19 protein-coding genes, 1 tRNA gene and 1 pseudogene are annotated in these 18,902 nt (G+C 62.9%); 11 read left to right on the plus strand and 10 right to left on the minus strand.

What is annotated here, in order from left to right; all coding sequences use genetic code 11:
• Positions 1-178 precede the first annotated feature (178 nt).
• The 8 genes from P6U23_RS05165 to P6U23_RS05200 all read right to left on the minus strand — a co-directional run bounded on the left by P6U23_RS05165 (position 179) and on the right by P6U23_RS05200 (position 8,354).
• Positions 179-1,558, minus strand: coding sequence for a sigma-54 interaction domain-containing protein (locus P6U23_RS05165; protein WP_407178501.1), 1,380 nt, complete (start codon positions 1,556-1,558; stop codon positions 179-181).
• A 111-nt stretch (positions 1,559-1,669) separates the two neighbouring features.
• Positions 1,670-2,020 (minus strand): flagellar motor switch protein FliN, encoded by a 351-nt coding sequence (gene fliN, locus P6U23_RS05170; RefSeq protein WP_407178502.1) that lies wholly within the window; start codon positions 2,018-2,020, stop codon positions 1,670-1,672.
• A gap of 18 nt (positions 2,021-2,038) precedes the next feature.
• A complete protein-coding gene (locus P6U23_RS05175) occupies positions 2,039-2,650 on the minus strand; it encodes a FliH/SctL family protein (RefSeq protein WP_407178503.1) in 612 nt (203 codons plus the stop codon).
• On the minus strand, positions 2,650-3,729 hold the full coding sequence (gene fliG / locus P6U23_RS05180) for a flagellar motor switch protein FliG (RefSeq protein WP_407178504.1): 1,080 nt from the start codon (positions 3,727-3,729) through the stop codon (positions 2,650-2,652). The genes P6U23_RS05175 and fliG overlap by 1 nt, the downstream gene beginning before the upstream one ends.
• Before the next feature lie 6 nt (positions 3,730-3,735).
• Positions 3,736-5,364: a flagellar basal-body MS-ring/collar protein FliF gene (gene fliF / locus P6U23_RS05185; RefSeq protein WP_407178505.1), complete on the minus strand. Its 1,629-nt coding sequence runs from the start codon at positions 5,362-5,364 to the stop codon at positions 3,736-3,738.
• A 168-nt stretch (positions 5,365-5,532) separates the two neighbouring features.
• On the minus strand, positions 5,533-5,808 hold the full coding sequence (locus P6U23_RS05190; RefSeq protein WP_002714638.1) for a DUF1153 domain-containing protein: 276 nt from the start codon (positions 5,806-5,808) through the stop codon (positions 5,533-5,535).
• A gap of 192 nt (positions 5,809-6,000) precedes the next feature.
• Positions 6,001-6,705, minus strand: a complete 705-nt coding sequence (locus P6U23_RS05195) for a flagellar hook assembly protein FlgD (protein ID WP_407178506.1) — start codon at positions 6,703-6,705, stop codon at positions 6,001-6,003.
• Positions 6,706-6,716: 11 nt separating this feature from the next.
• Entirely contained in the window at positions 6,717-8,354 is a 1,638-nt protein-coding gene (locus P6U23_RS05200; protein ID WP_407178507.1) for a flagellar hook-length control protein FliK, read from the minus strand.
• Positions 8,355-8,705: 351 nt separating this feature from the next.
• Here P6U23_RS05200 and mnmA point away from each other — a divergent pair, with 351 nt between their 5' ends.
• The 6 genes from mnmA to P6U23_RS05230 all read left to right on the plus strand — a co-directional run bounded on the left by mnmA (position 8,706) and on the right by P6U23_RS05230 (position 11,782).
• Positions 8,706-9,890, plus strand: a complete 1,185-nt coding sequence (gene mnmA / locus P6U23_RS05205) for a tRNA 2-thiouridine(34) synthase MnmA (RefSeq protein WP_407181336.1) — start codon at positions 8,706-8,708, stop codon at positions 9,888-9,890.
• A 20-nt stretch (positions 9,891-9,910) separates the two neighbouring features.
• The gene (locus P6U23_RS05210; protein WP_407178508.1) at positions 9,911-10,549 is read left to right on the plus strand and encodes a class I SAM-dependent methyltransferase; all 639 of its coding nucleotides are present in this window, start codon (positions 9,911-9,913) and stop codon (positions 10,547-10,549) included.
• A gap of 45 nt (positions 10,550-10,594) precedes the next feature.
• Positions 10,595-10,960, plus strand: coding sequence for a hypothetical protein (locus P6U23_RS05215; RefSeq protein ID WP_407178509.1), 366 nt, complete (start codon positions 10,595-10,597; stop codon positions 10,958-10,960).
• A 118-nt stretch (positions 10,961-11,078) separates the two neighbouring features.
• A tRNA-Met gene (locus P6U23_RS05220) sits at positions 11,079-11,155 on the plus strand.
• A 211-nt stretch (positions 11,156-11,366) separates the two neighbouring features.
• Positions 11,367-11,570, plus strand: coding sequence for a hypothetical protein (locus tag P6U23_RS05225; RefSeq protein ID WP_407181337.1), 204 nt, complete (start codon positions 11,367-11,369; stop codon positions 11,568-11,570).
• Entirely contained in the window at positions 11,525-11,782 is a 258-nt protein-coding gene (locus P6U23_RS05230) for a conjugal transfer protein TraD (protein ID WP_407178510.1), read from the plus strand. The genes P6U23_RS05225 and P6U23_RS05230 overlap by 46 nt, the downstream gene beginning before the upstream one ends.
• Before the next feature lie 143 nt (positions 11,783-11,925).
• Here P6U23_RS05230 and P6U23_RS05235 read toward each other — a convergent pair whose 3' ends face one another.
• Positions 11,926-13,794, minus strand: a complete 1,869-nt coding sequence (locus P6U23_RS05235) for an ATP-binding protein (RefSeq protein ID WP_407178511.1) — start codon at positions 13,792-13,794, stop codon at positions 11,926-11,928.
• Between the two features lie 297 nt (positions 13,795-14,091).
• Between P6U23_RS05235 and napE the strand changes: the two genes are divergently transcribed.
• The 5 genes and pseudogenes from napE to P6U23_RS05260 all read left to right on the plus strand — a co-directional run bounded on the left by napE (position 14,092) and on the right by P6U23_RS05260 (position 18,243).
• Positions 14,092-14,277, plus strand: a complete 186-nt coding sequence (gene napE, locus P6U23_RS05240; protein ID WP_407181339.1) for a periplasmic nitrate reductase, NapE protein — start codon at positions 14,092-14,094, stop codon at positions 14,275-14,277.
• Between the two features lie 11 nt (positions 14,278-14,288).
• Positions 14,289-14,633: a chaperone NapD gene (locus P6U23_RS05245; RefSeq protein ID WP_407178512.1), complete on the plus strand. Its 345-nt coding sequence runs from the start codon at positions 14,289-14,291 to the stop codon at positions 14,631-14,633.
• Positions 14,630-17,134, plus strand: a complete 2,505-nt coding sequence (napA, locus tag P6U23_RS05250; protein ID WP_407178513.1) for a nitrate reductase catalytic subunit NapA — start codon at positions 14,630-14,632, stop codon at positions 17,132-17,134. Before P6U23_RS05245 ends, napA begins: the two co-directional genes overlap by 4 nt.
• A pseudogene (locus tag P6U23_RS05255) lies at positions 17,107-17,621 on the plus strand (nitrate reductase cytochrome c-type subunit). The gene napA and the pseudogene P6U23_RS05255 overlap by 28 nt, the downstream one beginning before the upstream one ends.
• On the plus strand, positions 17,605-18,243 hold the full coding sequence (locus tag P6U23_RS05260; protein WP_407178514.1) for a NapC/NirT family cytochrome c: 639 nt from the start codon (positions 17,605-17,607) through the stop codon (positions 18,241-18,243). Before P6U23_RS05255 ends, P6U23_RS05260 begins: the two are co-directional and overlap by 17 nt.
• A gap of 128 nt (positions 18,244-18,371) precedes the next feature.
• Here the strand turns inward: P6U23_RS05260 and P6U23_RS05265 are convergent, their stop codons facing one another.
• Positions 18,372-18,893, minus strand: a complete 522-nt coding sequence (locus tag P6U23_RS05265; protein ID WP_407178515.1) for a GNAT family N-acetyltransferase — start codon at positions 18,891-18,893, stop codon at positions 18,372-18,374.
• Between the last annotated feature and the right edge of the window lie 9 nt (positions 18,894-18,902).

Raw genomic sequence — 18,902 nt, forward strand, 5'->3', positions numbered from 1 at the left:
GCTCCTTTAGGATGAGGTCGTCATGTGCCGCACACCCAACATCCATGAGACCCTCATGGTGAGGAGGCGCGTGAGCGCCGTCTCCAACCATGAGGCCCGGATGCCCGAGGTAGGCTCCCAAAACGCCGATGCCCGGCACGGGGCCGGGCATCGGAGCGTGGAGCGAGACGATCAGTGATCACATCGCGTTCGGCATGCGCGCATACTCGCCCGCGCCGGGCGGCGGGATCGGGAGGCCGCCGTCGGCATATTCGTTGAGCTTGTTGCGCAAAGTGCGGATCGAGATGCCCAGGATGTTGGCCGCGTGGGTGCGGTTGCCGAGGCAATGCTTCAGCGTTTCCAGGATCAGATCGCGCTCGACATCGGCGACCGTACGCCCGACCAGGGCGCGGGTGACCTGCTCGGCGGCGAGCGTTGCGTGCGCAACCGCCGGCGCGGTCTTGGCGATGTCGAGGCGATCGCCGTCCGGTGTCAGAATGGCGTCGGGCCCGATCTCGTCGCCCTGCGCCATCAGCACCGCGCGATGCACGGTGTTTTCCAGCTCGCGGACATTGCCCGGCCAGCGGTTGGTGGTCAGGACCCGCCGCGCCTCCGCCGAGAGCGCGCGCACGGGCACGCCGTTGGCCTGCGCGTATTTCTTGGCGAAATGCTGCGCGAGCTCGAGGATATCGGCCGGCCGCTCCCGCAAGGGCGGGATCTTCAGGTTGACGACATTGAGGCGGAACAGCAGGTCCTCGCGGAACGTGCCCTCGCGCACCGCGTCGGCAAGGTTGCGGTTGGAGGTCGCGATGATGCGGATGTCGACCGGCACCGGCCGCGTGCCGCCGACGCGATCGATCACGCGCTCCTGGATGGCGCGCAACAGCTTCGATTGGAGCCGCACGTCCATCTCGGAAATCTCGTCGAGCAGCAGCGTGCCGCCGCTTGCCTCCTCGAACTTGCCGATGCGCCGCGCCACCGCGCCGGTGAAGGCGCCTTTCTCATGGCCGAACAGCTCCGATTCCAGGAGGTGTTCGGGAATGGCCGCGCAGTTGATGGAGATGAACGGCTTCTTGGCGCGGGAGGAGCGGGAGTGGACATAGCGCGCCAGCACCTCCTTGCCGGTGCCGGATTCGCCGGTGATCATCACCGAGGCCTCGGAGCCCGCGATCTGCTGCGCGAGCTTGATCACCTTGGCCATCGCCTCGTCGCGATAGACCAGATCGCGGGAATCATTGGCGACAGCCGCCAGGATCGCGGCGATCAGCTCGGAATCGGGCGGCAGCGGGATGTATTCCTTGGCGCCGGCATGGATCGCTGCCACCGCGGCGCGGGCATCGTTGGTGATGCCGCAGGCGACGATCGGGACATGGATATGCTCGGCCTCGAGCCGCATGACGAGGTCGCGGATGTCGAGACCGACATCCACCAGGAGCAGGTCGGCGCCCTTGCCGCCCCGCAGCACCCGCATCGCCTGCTCGTTGTCTTCGGCATGGGTCACGGTCGCGCCGTTCTCCATGGCGATCTTGGTGGCTGCGGTGAGCTGGCCTTTCAACGTGCCAACGATAAGAAGCCGCATGTCGATCTCCTTGTGCGTCTGTTTGCGCCGTCCACGGCGCGAGCGTTATCGAAGAAACTTTCTCATTGCAGTCGAGCGCGTCTTTCCCGGAACCCGACTTTCCGGCCCGGGTCAGCCGCGCTCTGCCTTGATGATCTCCGTCATGGTCACCCCGAGCTTGTCTTCCACCAGCACCACTTCGCCGCGTGCGACCAGGCGATTGTTGACGTAGATGTCGATCGCTTCGCCGACCCGGCGGTCGAGTTCGAGCACGGTACCCGGTCCGAGCTTGAGGAGCTCGCCGACCTCCATCTTCGAGCGGCCGAGCACCGCCGAGACCTGCACCGGCACGTCGAAGACGGCTTCGAGATCGGCGGCGATGCGCGCCGCCTGCTCGTCTTCGTTATAGGCCACGTCCCCGGCGGGCGGCACGTCGGCCGCGTTCAGATCAGGCAACGGGACCTGTGTATCGGTGTCACTCATAATCTAATCCCCGCCTCCCTATTTCCTGGACGCGATGTAGCGTCCGACAAGTTCACTGATCTTCGCGTCGATCGCCGCGCGCTCCAGCACCACGCCCCCGTCGGCCCATTCGATCCGGCAATCGCCGCTCGCGATCTCGGGCTCGGCGAGAATGACGAGGCGCCCCTGGAAGCCGCTCTGCTTGGCCATCTTCTCGATGCGCTCATGCGCCGATTCGTAAAGCCCGTCATTGATGCGCACCACGAGATGCGGCGTCGACACCAGATGGGCAAAGCAATCCCGCACCAGGCCTTCGATCTCGCCGAGCGGCTCGGCGGCGACCAGTTCGCCGCAGAGCTTGCGCGCGACCGCGACCGCCACATCGACCGCCTCGGTCTCCATCCGCGCCTCGACGCCGGCAAAGCTAGCCGCGATTCCCTGCAGCGCGATCTTGATTTCCTCCAGTGCGAGGGCGGAGCGGCGGTCGCTCTCGGCCTTGGCCTCGCGCTGGCCTGCGTCGAAGCCGTCGCGATAGGCGCGCGCTTCGGCGGCGGCGATCTTCTGGGCCACCTCGGCGGCGGTGGTGGCGCGCTCGCGCCGGTCGGGCGCGGAGAAATCGGTGTCGAACAGGAATTTTGCGGGCGCAGCCATCAATACACCAATTCGTCGTCGGCTCGGTTCTTGGTCAGCATGATCTCGCCCTTGGCCGCGAGATCCTTGGCGAGATTGACGAGCAGCGCCTGCGCCTCGTCGACGTCGCGCAGGCGGACCGGTCCCATCGCGGCCATGTCGTCGAGGAGCATCTTGCCGGCGCGCGAGGACATGTTGCCCAGGAAGAAGCCGCGGACCTCTTCGTTCGCGCTCTTCAGCGCGACACCGAGCTTCTCCTTGTCGACATGGCGCATCAGTGTCTGCGCCGAGCCGGAGTCGAGCTTGACGAGGTCGTCGAAGGTGAACATCAGCGCCTTGATGCGCTCGGCGGACTCGCGGTTCTCTTCCTCGAGCGCGGTGATGAAGCGGGTTTCGGTCTGGCGATCGAAATTGTTGAAGATTTCCGCCATCACCTCGTGCGCGTCGCGGCGACGGGTCTGCGAGAGGTTGGACATGAACTCGACGCGCAGCGTCTGCTCGACGCGCTCGATCACTTCCTTCTGCACCGCTTCCATCTTCAGCATGCGCCCGACCACGTCGAGCGCCATGTCCTCGGGCAGAATGGCGAGCACGCGGGCGGCATGTTCCGGCTTCAGCTTGGACAGCACGACCGCGATGGTTTGCGGATATTCGTTCTTCAGATAGTTGGCGAGGACTTCTTCTTGAACGTTGGAAAGCTTTTCCCACATGTTGCGGCCCGCGGGACCGCGGATCTCGTCCATGATGCCGGACACCCGGTCGGGCGGCAGGTATTGCTGCAGCAGCCGTTCGGTGGCGTCGAAATTGCCCATCAGCGCCCCGGACGCCGACATGCGCGAGACGAACTCAAGCAGCATGTCCTCCACGGTTTCGGCTTCCACGGTGCCGAGCGTCGACATCACGATCGACAGTTCGCGCACCTCGTCATCGTCGAGCATCTGCCAGATCTTGCCGCCATATTGCTCGCCCAGTGCCAGCATCAGCATGGCCGCCCGCTTCGGCCCCGGGATCTTCTCCCGCTGCCTGCCGGCCTGGCGCTGCGCCAGGCTCGCGATGACGCTCGTGATGTCGTTGTTGTTTGCAGTCTGTGGAACGGCCATGACGGATTATTCAGCGGGTTCGTTCAGCCATTGACGGATAATGGCCACGGTTTCGTTGGGATTGCGGTCGGCCAGCTCACCGACGCGATGCACGGATTGGGCGTGGAGCTGGCCCTGGACCTGGGCGACATCGATGAGCTGGGCGGTGTTGTTGTTGCCGGGAAGCAGCGCTTGTCCCGTGGGGGCCTGCTGAGCTTGGGCCGGGGCGGGTTCGGCCAGCGCCGGGGCGGGCGGAGCGAGCGCCGCGACCTCTTCGGAGGCGATGATGCGCTTGACCAGCGGCCGCACCACCATGAACAGCACGACAAGGCCAAGCAGCATCATGACGCCGAGCTCGATGACGTACATGACGTCATCCTTGGTGAATTGCAGCATCCCGAGCAGACCGGTGGGGCCTTCGATCGGAGCCACCGCGGGCCCCTCCGCGAACTTCAGGTTGACGACCTCGACCTGATCGCCGCGCTTCTGGTCGAAGCCGATCGCCGAGCGCACCAGTGCCGCGATGCGGTCGAGTTCGTCCTTGCTGCGTTCCTTGTAGACCAGCTCGCCCTTTTCGTTCTTGCCGTAGCTGCCGTCGACCAGCACCGCGACCGAGATGCGGTTGACCCGTCCGGCCTCGGTCACCTCGGTCTTGGTGGTGCGGGAAATCTCGTAATTGTTGGTTTCCTCGGTCTTCTTGCTCTGGTCGCGCGCGGTCTGCTGATTGTTGTTCTGCTGCGCGCCCGGAAGCTCGTTGCCGACGCTGACCTGGCCGCTGTTGTCGGCGGTCAGGGAGGATTCCTCCCGTGTCTGGCTCGAGCGCAGCACTCGCCCTTCGGGATCGAACTTGTCGGAGGTCTGGGTGATCTTGTTGTAGTCGAAATCCGCCGAGAGCTGGACGCGGGCGCGACCCGCTCCGACCACCGAGGACACGATGTCCTCGACCTGCTTGCGCATGCGCTTCTCGAAGGCGGCGCGCCGCTCGTCACCGACCTGCTGATCGACATCTGTCGCCGCGCCGTCGGCCAGCAACTGGCCCGACTCGTCGACGATCGAGACCCGCTGCGGCTTCAGCCCGCTGACCGAGGAGGCGACCAGATGGCGGATGGCGCGAATCTGCTGCGGCTCCAGGCTGCCGCGGACCCGCACCACGATGGAGGCGGAGGGTTCGGGCGTCTCGCGCGAGAACAGCGGCCGTTCGGGCAGCACGAGGTGGACGCGCGCGGCCTGGATGCGATCGATGGAGGAGATGGTGCGGGCGAGTTCGCCCTCGAGCGCGCGCAGGTGGTTGATGTTCTGGACGAAGCTGGTGGTGCCGAGCGCGTCGGACTTGTCGAAGATCTCGTAGCCGACGCCGCCGCCCTTGGGCAGGCCGCCTTCGGCGAGCTTCATACGCAGCCGCGTGACCTTGTCCTTCGGCACCAGAATAACGCTGCCCTCGTTGCGCAGCTCGTAGGCGATGCCCTGGCGCTCCAGGTCCTTGATGATGCTGGAGGAGTCCTCCAGGCTGAGATCGGTGAAGAGGGTGGTCATCTGCGGCGTGGTGACCCGCATGATGACAAACGCGAAGAAGCCGATCAGCGCGGCAGTCACCGCAACCATCGCCATCAAACGCGCGGCACCCAGACCTTTAAGGAAGTCTACAAGCCCCTGCACAGCTACCCCAGATTCGCCACCTGTCGAAACTGGGCAATTATTGCCTAGGGTATGGTTTCGATATGGTTAACGACTGTTAAGCGGCTATCGAACTTGTTCGGTCATGAAAAAAATTGGCCTCGCAAAGCGAGGCCGATTTTCATCAAACTGGGTCTGACCCGTTTCAGCTCATTGGCGATATTGCTGGATCCGGGTGGTGCGCAACCCCGCAAGACCGTGCTGGTCGATCGAGAACTGCCAGGAGAGAAATTCGTCGACCGTCAGCGTGTAGCGGCTGCAGGCCTCTTCGAGGGAGAGCAGGCCGCCGCGGACGGCGGCAACGACCTCGGCTTTACGGCGAATGACCCACCGTTTCGTCCCGGGCGCGGGCAGATCCGCTATCGTAAGCGGGCTGCCGTCAGGCCCGATGACGTATTTCACCCTCGGGCGATGGGGTTCTGTCATGGCGTACTCACAAACTCTTAACCACTGAAACTCACCGCAACAAAGCTACGCTCAGCGGCTTAAAATTTGGCTAAGCCCAAGGGTTCAATAAGATTCTCCTTTGACAGGTCTGGAACCCGCCGTTTGCGCATCGCGGCGGGAGGACGTGTAAACCAATTGGTAACTTTCTCTTTTCCTTGCGCGAGGGCGGCGTTAGTTGAGGATGCTCTTGATCTGGCTGACGGTGTAGTTCTGGCCGTTGATCGACAGCAAGGGCGGTGTCTGGGTGAGATCGACCGAGGTCACCACGCCCTGGATCAGCGTGCTGACGCCGACCGAATTGCCCGAGAGGTCGGTGGCGGTCGCCGTCAGCGTGTACTGGCCGTCGGGCATTTGCGAACCGTCGTTGGCCTTGCCGTTCCAGCTAAAGGGCTGGTTGTTGCCGGCGGTCGCCGTATAGGCCCCGCTGAACACGGTTTGCCCGGCCTTGTTGGCGATCGAGATCTGCAGGTTGCAATCGCTGGGAATGTTCAGGGCCCAGGTTGCCTGGGAGTTCGACAGTGCCGTGGTGCTGCCGTTCACGGTCGCGGTCTTGCCCACAAAGGTCAGCGCCTGGGTCGATTGCGCCGTCTGCTGCAAGGTGACCAGGCTGCTCAGCGAATCATTGGTCTTGAGCTGCTGTTCGACGCCGGCGAACTGGACGAGCTGCTGCGTGAACTGGTTGGTGTCCAGCGGATCGAGCGGGTTCTGGTTCTGGAGCTGAGTGGTCAGCAGTGTCAGAAAGGTCTGGAAATTTCCGGCAATGGTCTGGTTCGCGTTCGAACCCAGCGTCGAGCTCGAAGAGGATGAAGATGCCGGAGGCTGGGTCGTTCCTGAAACGACCTTGCTCCCGCTGACCGCCGCGCCTGTTGTTGCCATCTTGCGTCTCCTCAGACTCTGATATCCACGCCACCGCTCAGCCCGAGCATGCGGCCGTAGGATTGGCCCGCAACCGCTGCGGGCAGTGTGTTCTCATCATTGACGACCAACCGCTGCGCATTGCCGGGCATCTGCTGGTTGCCATTGTTCTGGCCGGACGAGGATTGGTCGCGCAGGCTGAACTGCAGCCCGCCATTGCCGGTCTTCAAGCCGGCATCGTTCAGCGCCTGCTGCAATTGCCGCGAGTCCTGTTGCAGCATCGAGAGCGTCTCCGGTTTCTCGACAATCAGATGCGAGGTCACCTGGCCGCCGCGATTGACGTCGATGCGCACGTCGATGCGGCCGAGATCCGCCGGATCGAGCCGCACTTCGAAACGGGTTTTGCCGCTTTGAACGGACGCTGCGATCTCGACCGCGAGCCCGCTCACCGGCACCGGTGCGCCGGTCGCCGCAGTCACGGTCAGCGTGCTGGTCGCGGCTGCCAGCGAGGCGCTGGGCACTTGCGTCGGCAGCGTCGCGGCCTGGATGCTCGGATCGGGCGTGGCGGGTTGAGGCTGAGCGGTGGTGATCGCCTGTCGATCGTGAGATGTCGGCGAGGCCGCGGCCGAGGGCCCGCCGTCGGCCTTATCGCCCTTCACCGCATCGGTGAGCGCGGGAGGCGCATCCTGCTTGGCCGCGACCGCGGCTTGCGATGCGGCATTGCCGTTGGCCGTCGTTGGGGCCGCTGACGGGGTAGTACCTGCCTCTGCTGGATTTAAGCCCGTCGTCGCAGAGGCCTTCGCCGCTGTGCTGGCCGGAGTTTTGAGTGAGCTCGCCTTGACGGAGCCTGGCGCGGATCCGGCGGCGGCTGCGGCAGCCGCCAACGCGTCCGGCGCTGCCGCTTCATCCGACGTTGCATCCTGGCCGGCGGTGGTCAGCGCGGCAATCTGGGTCTGTCCCTTTGCGGCGGGCGTCGTGCCAGCCGTCGCAGCGGTGCCGGCGGCGGTTGCCGGATCAGCTTTGCCTTGGCCGCCGTTCGTGGCGGCGGGGCCAGTCGTGGGAGAGGCGTCGGCAGCAATAGCTGCGGCTGCGATCGCAAGAGAGCCACCCGAATCTCCGGTTGGCGGCGGCGTCGCGGAGCCGTCGGCCGGTGTCGGGCTGGTGATAGCCGTGGCGACCGGGGCTGCTGTGTTGGCCGGGATTCCATTCGAGATTGCCGTCGCGGTGGAATCGCTGCTCGCGGTGCTGTCGGTCGACGACTTATCACTCGACTTGCCGTTCGACTTGGACTTGTCGGTTTTCCCGTCTCCCGGCTTCGCCTCCCCAGCCCCGTTCGCCTTGCTTGCGCCGTTCGCGTTCGCGGAACTGGTGCCGCGATCCGGTGCGGAACCGCTATCGGTGTTGGTGGAAGCGGTGGAGGACGGTGCTCGGCTGCTGCTCGCCGGATCATACGATGCCGCGTCGTTTGTCTGCGTCCGCGCGCTGCTGGGGGAGGGGATATTGGCCGGATCCGGGCCTGCGGATGGCGCGGTGAAATAGCTGGCCGGCGTATTGCCCGCGATCAGCGCCGCAAAGCTCTCGCTCGGCAGCGACGGCTCTTGCCGCATGGATTTTGGGGGCGCGCTTGCATAGGACGCGCTGGCGGCGACATCTGACGTAACGCTTACCACGACCGGCCTCTTGTCATGAAACTCCGTCTTGGGAGCTAGCAAGGAGCGGGCCAGCCAGCGGAGCATAAAATCCGCTGCTTTTTCAGACGTTTACCGGATCGCCTGATCGCAGTGATCCCCGCTTTTTCTGCCCGTCGGCAAGAATTGCCGTGGTCGGCCCCTGGCTGCGATTGCCTCACGGGAATACGGCCTATATTAAAGACAGGCCTTGCCCAGCCGTTTCCGTTCAAACGCTTCGTTCGGAACCGCCCGGGAGGCTCCCCGACCGCAAAACGGGCTTTGTTCGCACTATGGCTTTTTTGATCGTGGTCGGCCGCCGGCTTTATCGCGATCGTTAATGTGACCGCACCGATGCTCAACAGTCTCGATATCGAAGGCCGTCCGCAGGACACGAGGGTCGTTGTCGCCATGTCCGGCGGCGTGGACTCCTCGACGACGGCTGCGTTGTTGAAGGCGGAGGGCTATGACGTCGTCGGCATCACGCTGCAGCTTTACGACCACGGCGCGGCCACGCACCGCAAGGGCGCCTGCTGCGCCGGCCAGGACATCCATGACGCCCGGGACGTGGCCGAGCGGATCGGCATTCCGCATTACGTGCTCGATTATGAAGACCGCTTCCGGGAATCGGTGATCGACAATTTCGCCGCGAGCTACGCCTCGGGCGAGACGCCGGTCCCCTGCATCGAGTGCAACCGCGCGATCAAGTTTCGCGACCTGCTCAAGACCGCGCGCGAGCTTGGCGCGGCGGCGCTGGCGACCGGTCATTATGTTGCCTCGCGGCGGCTCGCCGACGGATCGCGCGCACTGGTCTGTGCCGCCGATGCCGATCGCGACCAGAGCTATTTCCTGTTCGCGACGACGCGCGAGCAGTTGCAATATTTGCGCTTCCCGCTCGGCGAAATGACAAAGCAGCAGACGCGTGAGCTGGCGCGGCGCTTTGGCCTTTCGGTTGCTGACAAGCACGATAGCCAGGACATCTGCTTCGTGCCGACCGGGCGCTATACCGATATCATCAGCCGCTTGCGGCCGAATGCGATGGAGCCCGGCGACATCGTCGACGTCGACGGCCGTGTGCTCGGCCGCCACCAGGGCATTGCGCATTTCACCGTCGGCCAGCGCAAGGGGCTCGGGATCGCGGCCGGAAGTCCGCTTTATGTCGTGCGGCTCGATGCTGCGAGCCGGCGCGTCGTGGTCGGTCCGCGCGAGGCGTTGCGGATGGACGGCATCCAGCTTCGCGACGTGAATTGGATCGGCGACGGCGATCTCGATGCCGCCGTTGCGGGCGGCCTTGAAATTTACGTCCGGGTGCGATCGACGCGCGCGCCGCAGCCGGCTTGGCTGCGGGGCTCAGGCGGTCATTATGAGGTCGAGCTGGTCGCGGGCGAAGAGGGCGTGTCGCCGGGGCAGGCCTGCGTGTTCTATGATGCACCGGCGGGACAGGCGCGCGTGCTCGGCGGCGGATTCATTCAGAGCGCGGCGGCGAAGCGCGCGGCCACCGGTGCCGCACGGCCGTTGGTCGAAGCGATACGCGGGTAAGCGTTCGGGGCGCAGGGGGGATGGTTTCCGATATCGACCGCGCAGGGGTCGAAAAGGCCTACGAGCGCTGGGCACCGGTCTATGATCTGGTGTTCGGCAAGGTCTTCGATCAGGGCCGCCAATCCACCATTGCGGTCGCAGACCGCATCGGCGGACGCATCCTTGATGTCGGCGTTGGCACGGGCCTTTCGCTGTCTGATTATTCGCGCACGACCCGGATCTGCGGCGTCGATATTTCGGAGCCGATGCTGCGCAAGGCGCAAAACCGCGTGCGCGCGCTCGGCCTTGGCAATGTCGAACTGCTCGCGGTGATGGACGCCAAGAACCTGGCGTTCAAGGATGGCTCCTTCGACGCGGTGGTGGCGCAATATGTCATCACCGCGGTCCCCGATCCCGAAGCGACGCTCGATGACTTCGTTCGCGTGCTGAAGCCCGGCGGCGAACTGATTCTGGTCAATCACATCGGCGCGGAGAGCGGCCCGCGCCGCGCCTTCGAGCTTGCATTTGCGCCGCTCGCGCGCCGGCTTGGCTGGCGACCAGAGTTTCCCTGGCAGCGCCTGGTCAACTGGGCACAAAAACACGGCGGCGTCGCTCTGACCGAGCGTCGCCCGATGCCGCCGCTCGGGCATTTTTCCCTGATCCGTTACCGCAAAACGTAATGATCGGGACCCGGAACCTCCGCCTGTGGGGTTCGTTTTCGCTGCATGCAGTTGAAACCGACCCTGATTCTTTCGACAATGATGGCGGCCCTTGCTGCGGCACATGCGCAGGCGCCGCCCGCACCTTCAACCCCGATGGCAGAGACGGCCCCTCCGTCCCAACCGCAGGGGACTGAGTGCGCGCCGACCACCAAAACCACTCCGGATCACGGCCCGAACGCGACGGAGGGGAAAACCGTTGGCCAGGCGAATGAGGCGCTTGGCGACAAGCTCGCCAAATCCAACGGCGTATTGTGCCCGCCGGCCGGCGTCGATCCCCAAATGCGGGCGCCGCCGCCTGAAACCGGCACAACACCCGTGATCCCGCCGCCCGGCAGCCCCGGCGGAAATCCTAACGTGCAGCCAAAATAAGACGGCCTTGCAATAGCTTAAAGAACCGGCGCGGCTTGCTTGACAGGCGTGAGACGTGCTCCTTATATGCGGCGCGTTCGCGCCCGGGATCTTTCGTCTCGCGCGCGCGGTGTGCCGTGGCGGGGTAGCTCAGCTGGTTAGAGCACGGGAATCATAATCCTGGGGTCGGGGGTTCGAGTCCCTCCCCCGCTACCACGCGTGACCCACTATCATATCTGGCTTCCGGAAAAGGCCCCCCACCGACGAGGGCAGCTAACTTGCCGTTCGCCTCGACCTCGAAGCGTTGCCCGGGTCCCCTCGGGTGAACGATGACGCTGTGGACGAGTGCCCGGAAAGCGTCGATCAAAGGTCCGCGGTCGTCCTCGGCGCTGGCGTGGCCCGCCGTCGTTTAGCGGGCGCGCTGATCGTGCTTGCCGAGACAAAAGAAACCGGAAGGAGGGAGCCATGGGCGAAGCGCGGGGCCGCGTTTTTTTCAAAGCCGCGCAGGGCGAACTGCGCCAACAGGCACTCGGGCGCAAGCGGACGGCGCGCAACCGGCATCAAGCCGCAAGGGCGCGACATGACATGCGCACGTGGCAGGTCGAACGCCGGAAGCGCACGCGGCTGCTGATCGAACTCGGCGGCCTCGTCGTCAAGCCTCGCGTCGTGGAGCTTACCGGCGATGATCGCGCCACGATCCTCGGCGCGCTACTCTGGATGGCCGACAAGCTCCAAAGCGATCAGGGCGAACGGGCGCGATCGCTCTGGGCCCCGACGGGGAAGCAGGCGTTCGAGGCAGCCCACAAGGGGACAGGTCGAACTGTTTCAGAAGTTCGTCGTTGATGCACGACAATGGCATTGCCAGCGGAGCGGCGGCGTGCCGGAGCAACGTTCGATCGCGCTATGAGCGCTGGAGAGAGACGTTTTGCCGGTGTCTGGATCGTTCGGGATGAGATGGCGAGCGGGTCGACAGGTGAATAGACCTGTCACTCGCTGTTACTCAAGACCAGCGGCAGCCTGATCCGAAATACCGCGCCCCCTGTTGTCTCGCTCTCGGCTAATATCTGCCCCTGGTGCGCTTCGATGATGGTTCGCGCAATGGACAGCCCCATTCCCATGCCTTGCGGCTTCGTTGTGAAGAATGGTTCAAAGACGTCTTTCGCTTTCTCCGGCGGGATGCCAGGACCAGTATCCGCCATCGAGACCTCGCCGAGATTGTCGGCGCGCCGGGTCGAGATTGTTAACCTGCGCTTTCCTGCCGGCAAATCCGACATGGCGTCCATGGCGTTTGTGACAAGATTGACGATAACTTGCTGAAGCTGGGTTTTGTCGCCTTTGATCGGTAGCGCGATCGGGCTGATTAAGCTGGTTAGAGTCACGCCGCGCGCGGCAGCAAGTGCGGAGAGAAATTCCGTGGCCTCGCGCACAATGTCGTTAAGATTGAGACTGTTGAGTTCGAAGGGGGTCTTCTTCAGGAGGCTCCGTAGCCGGCGAATGACTTCGCTCGCTCGCTCATTGTCCCGTCGAATGTCGGCGACAATCTCCCTGGCTTCGTCCATTTCAGGACCCGAAGAGCGAAGCACTAACTCCAGAGTTTCCGCGTTCGTGAGTATAGCTGCGAGCGGCTGGTTAATTTCGTGTGCAATCAATGTCGTCAGCTCTCCCGCCATCGAAAATCGGTTCGCGCGCGCCAGATCCGCTGTGCGCTGGCGGGCTTGCGATTCGGCGTATTGACGTTGGCGCTGAACGAAGAGGAGCCGGCCGATCAGGGCTGACTGTACAAGTATGATGAGCGACGCTAGTGCAATTTGCCAGCCATATTTTTGCCAGATGGTGGACTCCCGAAAATAGATCTGACTACCTGGCGGGAGGAGCGTCTCGCTGATGCCCCAGCGCTGCAACTGTCGCCAATCATATTTGGGTGGCCCGTACTGCAGAACCGGCGTCTTGATGTCGCCTGGTATCTCTCCTGCCAAAATTCGCAGTGCTACATTCGCAGTCGCGCGCGCCCCGTCAGCAACCGAAGTCATGGGGCCTCCGACAATCTCCCCCCGCAAGAATGAATCATCATAAGAGAAAATCGGAGCATCGGCGACCGCATAAAGTTCTTTCAGCGCCCGCTCGCCATCGTGCACCGCGCCTACCGCGTCCACCTGCGGCTGATTCCACCAAATTGCGCTATGCGGCGGAAGCGACGCCGCTCGCTTCAGGACGTCTTCAAAAGAAAGATCATTCAGAAAAAGAAATTGTACGCGATCGCTCAGCGGTTCAAGCTTACGTTTCATCTCAGCGATCCAGAATCGCTCGTTGGGTGAATTGCCGATCACCACCGCTATCGTTTTTGTTTCCGGCAGCAGCCGCAGGATGTTTCCGAACAGCACCGGAACGTCTTGGCGCACTGCCACCACGGCATCGTTCTTCGTCAGAGCTGCGTCCTGCACACGCCGTTCATCAATGGCCGACAACACCACGGGTGCGTTCGGAAACAACTGAGCCCGCTGCCGCTGGACAAAGGCTCCCGCCGGTGCACCAAATGCGACAATCAGGTCGGGCGCCTGATGAGAAAACAAGGCGCGCAGATAGTTGGAGAACTCGACTTCGGCCCTTTCGTCCTCGGAGCGTGCCGTGATCACTGAAAAATCCTGAACATCCAGGGCCCATTGTGACCTGCCCTCAAGCTCTTGTCGCAACGCCTTGGCATATTCGCCCCAAGGCTTGAAGTTTTGGCCGTATGAATGAAGGACGATCACTCGCTTGGGCTCGGAGGCTCGCGAGATGCTCGAAAAGAGCAGGACAGCGCAGCCAAAGATGAGCAGCCGGGTTACCATCAACAGGCGCGTGGTCCAGCTATCCACGACGTGGTTCCTGATTGATCGAGTGAACGCAATGTCCTGAGTAAAGGCGCTAGGCGGGAATTAGTCAACGCGCCCGCGCGCCGCCTCTGTACGCCGAAGTGATCTCGCCTCGTGTTATTTTTCGCTGGCGGTCTCACGGGCTTGCCTCTAGTTCGCTGGCGTTAGTCGTCTCCCGCTCTTTGCCCGAGATCGTGAGCATTGATCTAGATCAACGTCGGTCCGGCCTCGCCGCCAATTGTCCAGGTAAGGCAGCGGCCCGGATGCCGTCCAATGCCAGAACTCAGGAGTGTGGCGATCATGACGGTCGGTGCGGGCGACGTGCGTGGACGGCAGCGCCGCAAGCGCATGGAGATCTTTGCGTTCCTGTTCCTGACCGCGGTGTTGATGCCCGCGATCGCCGTATCGGCGGTCGGCGGCTACGGGCTTGCCGTCTGGGTTTATCAGATGGCGGCGGGCCCGCCTGGCCCTCCGTCCGCCCACTAAGGAGAGACCTTTTGCTTAGATCCATCGAAACCATCGATCGCCGCGCTCTCCTTACGGGTCGGTTGCGAAGTGGAGATCGCGTCGTCGCGCCGCAGGGCGGTGAGATCGCCAGTATTATCGTTCAGGCCCGCCCCGAGCGCCTCGTTGAGGTCGAGACGGAAATTCTCGCCTTGGCATGTTGCGAGATTTGTGGCCGCGACTCGCGTGGCAAGCTCGTGGTCGTGGTCGATGTACCTGACGCGGGTGCATTGGGGGCAACGCTCAACAGGATTGCGCTGCTGCCGAACGTCTATTCCGCCTCCCTCGTCTTTCACGCCGTTGAGGTCGGCTCGATGCCCGATGGGAGATCGATATGACTGTGCCGAAGCTCGATCGCCGCCAGATGCTGAAGCTGGAAGCCGCAGCGGTTGCAGCCGCTGCTGCCGGTATGCCCGCGCCGTCGCTTGCCGCCAACCTTGTCACCGAGCGGGAGGCCAGCGAGCTCGACTGGAACAAGGCGCCGTGCCGATTCTGCGGCACGGGTTGCAGCGTGATGGTCGCGACCAGGGATAATCGGGTGGTCGCAACCCACGGCGACATCAAGTCGGAGGTCAACCGCGGGCTCAATTGCGTGAAAGGCTATTTTCTCTCCAAGATCATGTACGGTCATGATCGCCTGACGCGACCGATGCTGCGCAAGACGAACGGCAAACATGACAAGAACGGGGAGTTCACGCCCGTCTCCTGGGACGAAGCCTTTGACGTTATGACGGAGCGGTTCAAGGCGGCGCTGAAGAAGCGCGGTCCCTCCGGCGTCGGGATGTTCGGCTCCGGGCAATGGACGATCTGGGAGGGCTACGCCGCGGCAAAGCTGTTCAAGGCGGGGTTCCGCTCAAACAATATCGATCCGAATGCGCGCCACTGCATGGCCTCCGCCGTCGCTGGAATGATGCGCACGTTTGGAATGGATGAGCCGGCGGGGTGCTACGACGACATCGAAGCCACCGACGCCTTCGTGTTGTGGGGATCCAACATGGCGGAGATGCACCCGATCCTGTGGACCCGGGTAACCGACCGCCGCCTGTCCGCGCCGCATGTGCGGGTCGCGGTGCTCTCGACCTTCGAACACCGCTCATTCGACCTCGCCGACATCGGCATTGTCTTCACTCCCCACAGCGATCTCTATATTCTCAACGCGATTGCCAACCACATCATCAAAGCTGGGCGGGTGAATAGGGATTTCGTCGCAGCGCACGCGGTGTTCAAGCGCGGCCAGACCGACATCGGCTACGGCCTGCGTCCCGATCATCCCCTGCAGAAAGAGGCGGCGGGGGCGGCGAAGGCCAACGACGCCGCCGACATGACCTTCGACGAATACGCAAAATTCGTCGCCGACTACACCCTGGAAAAGACAGCCAGGATGTCGGGCGTGCCGCTCAATCGCCTGGAGGCCGTGGCCGAGCTCTATGCCGATCCGAAGATCAAGGTCGTCAGCTTCTGGACCATGGGCTTCAATCAGCACGTCCGCGGTGTCTGGTGCAACAATCTCATCTACAACATTCATCTCCTGACCGGGAAGATCGCTCAGCCCGGCAACAGCCCATTTTCGCTGACGGGCCAGCCCTCGGCTTGCGGCACTGCACGCGAAGTCGGCACCTTCTCGCATCGGCTTCCCGCCGACATGGTGGTGACCAACAAGGAGCATCGTGACAAGGCAGAAGCGATCTGGAAACTCCCGCAGGGCACCATTCCCGAGAAACCCGGTTACCACGCGGTGCTGCAGAGCCGGATGTTGAGGGACGGTCTGCTCAACGCTTACTGGGTTCAGGTCAACAACAATCTGCAGGCCGGTCCGAATATCAATGAGGAGACCTATCCGGGCTTTCGCAATCCAGATAATTTCATCGTGGTCAGCGAAGTCTATCCATCGGTCACAGCGCTTGCGGCCGATCTCATTCTGCCGACGGCGATGTGGGTCGAAAAGGAAGGGGCTTACGGCAACGCCGAGCGGCGCACGCAATTCTGGCACCAGCTCGTTACGGCGCCGGGAGAGTCGCGCTCCGACCTCTGGCAGCTCATCGAATTTTCCAAGCGATTCAAGATCGAGGAAGTATGGCCGGAGGAGCTGATTACCAAGAAGCCGGAATATCGCGGCAAGACGCTGTATGACGTACTCTACAAGAATGGTGAGGTCGATAAGTTCCCGCTGTCCGACATCGAAGCCGGTTACGCCAACGACGAGTCCAAGGCGTTCGGCTTTTATGTGCAGAAAGGCCTATTCGAGGAATACGCCGAGTTCGGTCGAGGGCACGGCCACGACCTCGCGGCGTTCGATACCTATCACCGCGAGCGCGGACTGCGTTGGCCGGTAGTCAACGGGCAGGAGACCAAGTGGCGTTTCCGCGAAGGTTCGGATGCCTACGTCAAAGCGGGTGCCGCCGTTCAGTTCTACGGCTTCGCTGATGGTAAGGCGCGCATCTTTGCGCTCCCCTACGAGCCGCCGGCGGAATCACCTGATGGCGAATATCCTTTCTGGCTTTCGACGGGGCGCGTGCTGGAGCATTGGCATTCCGGCACAATGACGCGGCGCGTGCCGGAATTGTACCGGGCCTTTCCTGAAGCGGTCTGCTTCATGCACCCGGATGATGCGCAGGCAGCGAATCTGCGTCGCGGTGATGAGGTGAAAGTGATCTCTCGCCGCGGATTCATCCGCGCACGCGTTGAGACGCGCGGACGCGACAAGCCGCCGCGTGGACTGGTTTACGTGCCCTGGTTTGACGAATCGAAGCTGATCAACAAGGTGACGCTCGACGCGACGGATCCGATCTCGCTGCAAACCGATTTCAAGAAATGCGCGGTGCGCGTCGAGAGGGCGTAGTTGACATGTTCAGAACGATGCAAGCCGTGCTCCTCGCCGCGGCGGTCGCGACCGCCGTCAGTACGCTAGCCGCGCAGGCCATCAATTCCGAATTGCGCGGTTCGACCCCACTCAACGAGGAGGGCGCGGCAGCGCCGATGACGCCGACGCGCAACACGGCGGAGCGTGAAGCACGCAACTATCCGGAACAGCCGCCGGTCATTCCGCATTCGATTGACGGCTATCAGATCGATCTCCGGAGCAACAAATGTCTGTCCTGTCATGCACGGGCGCGGACGGCAGAGTCCCGGCGCCGATGGTCTCAGTTACCCATTTCATGGATCGCGACGGTCAGTTCCTCGCCTCCATCTCGCCGCGACGATACTTCTGTACCGAATGCCATGTGCCTCAGAACGTAGCCAAGCCGCCGGTGAGCAACGACTTCGTCGATATTGACACGCTACTCAGCCGCTCGGTTCCGGGGGCCCTCCATGAGCACGCCCGATAAGCAAACTGCGCGCCAGGGTCTCTTTACAAGGACATGGCAGTTCGCCGCGGAACTGTGGGACGTGTTGATTCGACCCAGCTCGGTCTTTGGGCTTGGCGTTCTGGTGCTGGCGGGATTCATCGCCGGTGTGATCTTCTGGGGCGGGTTCAACACCGCGCTCGAACTGACCAATACCGAGAAGTTCTGCATTAGCTGCCACGAGATGCGTGACAACGTGTACGCGGAGCTGAAATCGACCGTTCATTTCACCAATCGTTCCGGCGTTCGCGCGACCTGCCCGGATTGCCACGTCCCGCATAACTGGACGAACAAGATTGCCCGCAAGATGCAGGCTTCCAACGAGGTGTGGGGCCATCTGTTCGGCGTCATCGACACCCGCGAAGAGTTCGTCGACAAACGGCTGGAACTGGCGCTGCACGAATGGGCAAGGTTCAAGGCGAACGATTCGCTTGAATGCCGCAACTGCCACAGCGCGGAGTCAATGGACATTACCAAGCAGTCGCCGCGCGCCGCGGGGGCCCATCAACGTTTCCTGTTCACTGGCGAGAAGACATGCATCGACTGTCACAAGGGCATAGCCCACCATCTCCCCGATATGCGCGGCATTCCAGGCTGGCAATAGTGTTGCCTGACCGGCTGGCGTTTATCGGCGAGCACCCAGCTTGGCGGTCCGCGGACGCAACTGCCCGCGCGAGCGTAGCGAAATCCTAGCTGAAAGCGCGGCCCGCACGAGAGTTTGTAGGAGGAGCCTCACGAAAATCGCATAATCAGATTTCTCACCCGAGCATCCTGCGCGGGCGCGGCGTGAAATCCAAAGGCGCTGAGCATACCGAGCATTGCCGTATTTTCCGGTAACACTTCTGCTTTCAGCTCCTCCAGGCCCGCGGCGCGGGCGAGAGCGAGCAGATGTCGGAGCAGCGCACTCCCAACTCCCTTTCCTTGATATGCATCGATTACCATAAAAGCCAGTTCGGCTTTCGTCGGTTGCACCAGAACGTAGCGTCCTCCACCGACGATCACAGGTCGGCCATCTTCCTCAAGCTGCGCAACCAATGCGACGTGGTTCTCAAAATCGATATTCATGAAAAAAGAGACTTCGTTCTCCGAAAATCCCCGTTTTGGAACGAAGAAGCGGCGCTGGAGCGATTGAGCGCTGGTGCGGCCGATTGCCGCGAGCATATCGTCCCGATCGCCCGGCCGGAGGGCGCGGATTTCGAAAGCGCTGCCGTCGCGTAGGCGCTCGACGATCGAATATCGATCGGCTTTGGCCATTGTAGTCGT

Origin of the sequence: Bradyrhizobium sp. STM 3562 (genome assembly GCF_045571435.1) — a bacterium.
GTDB lineage: Bacteria > Pseudomonadota > Alphaproteobacteria > Rhizobiales > Xanthobacteraceae > Bradyrhizobium.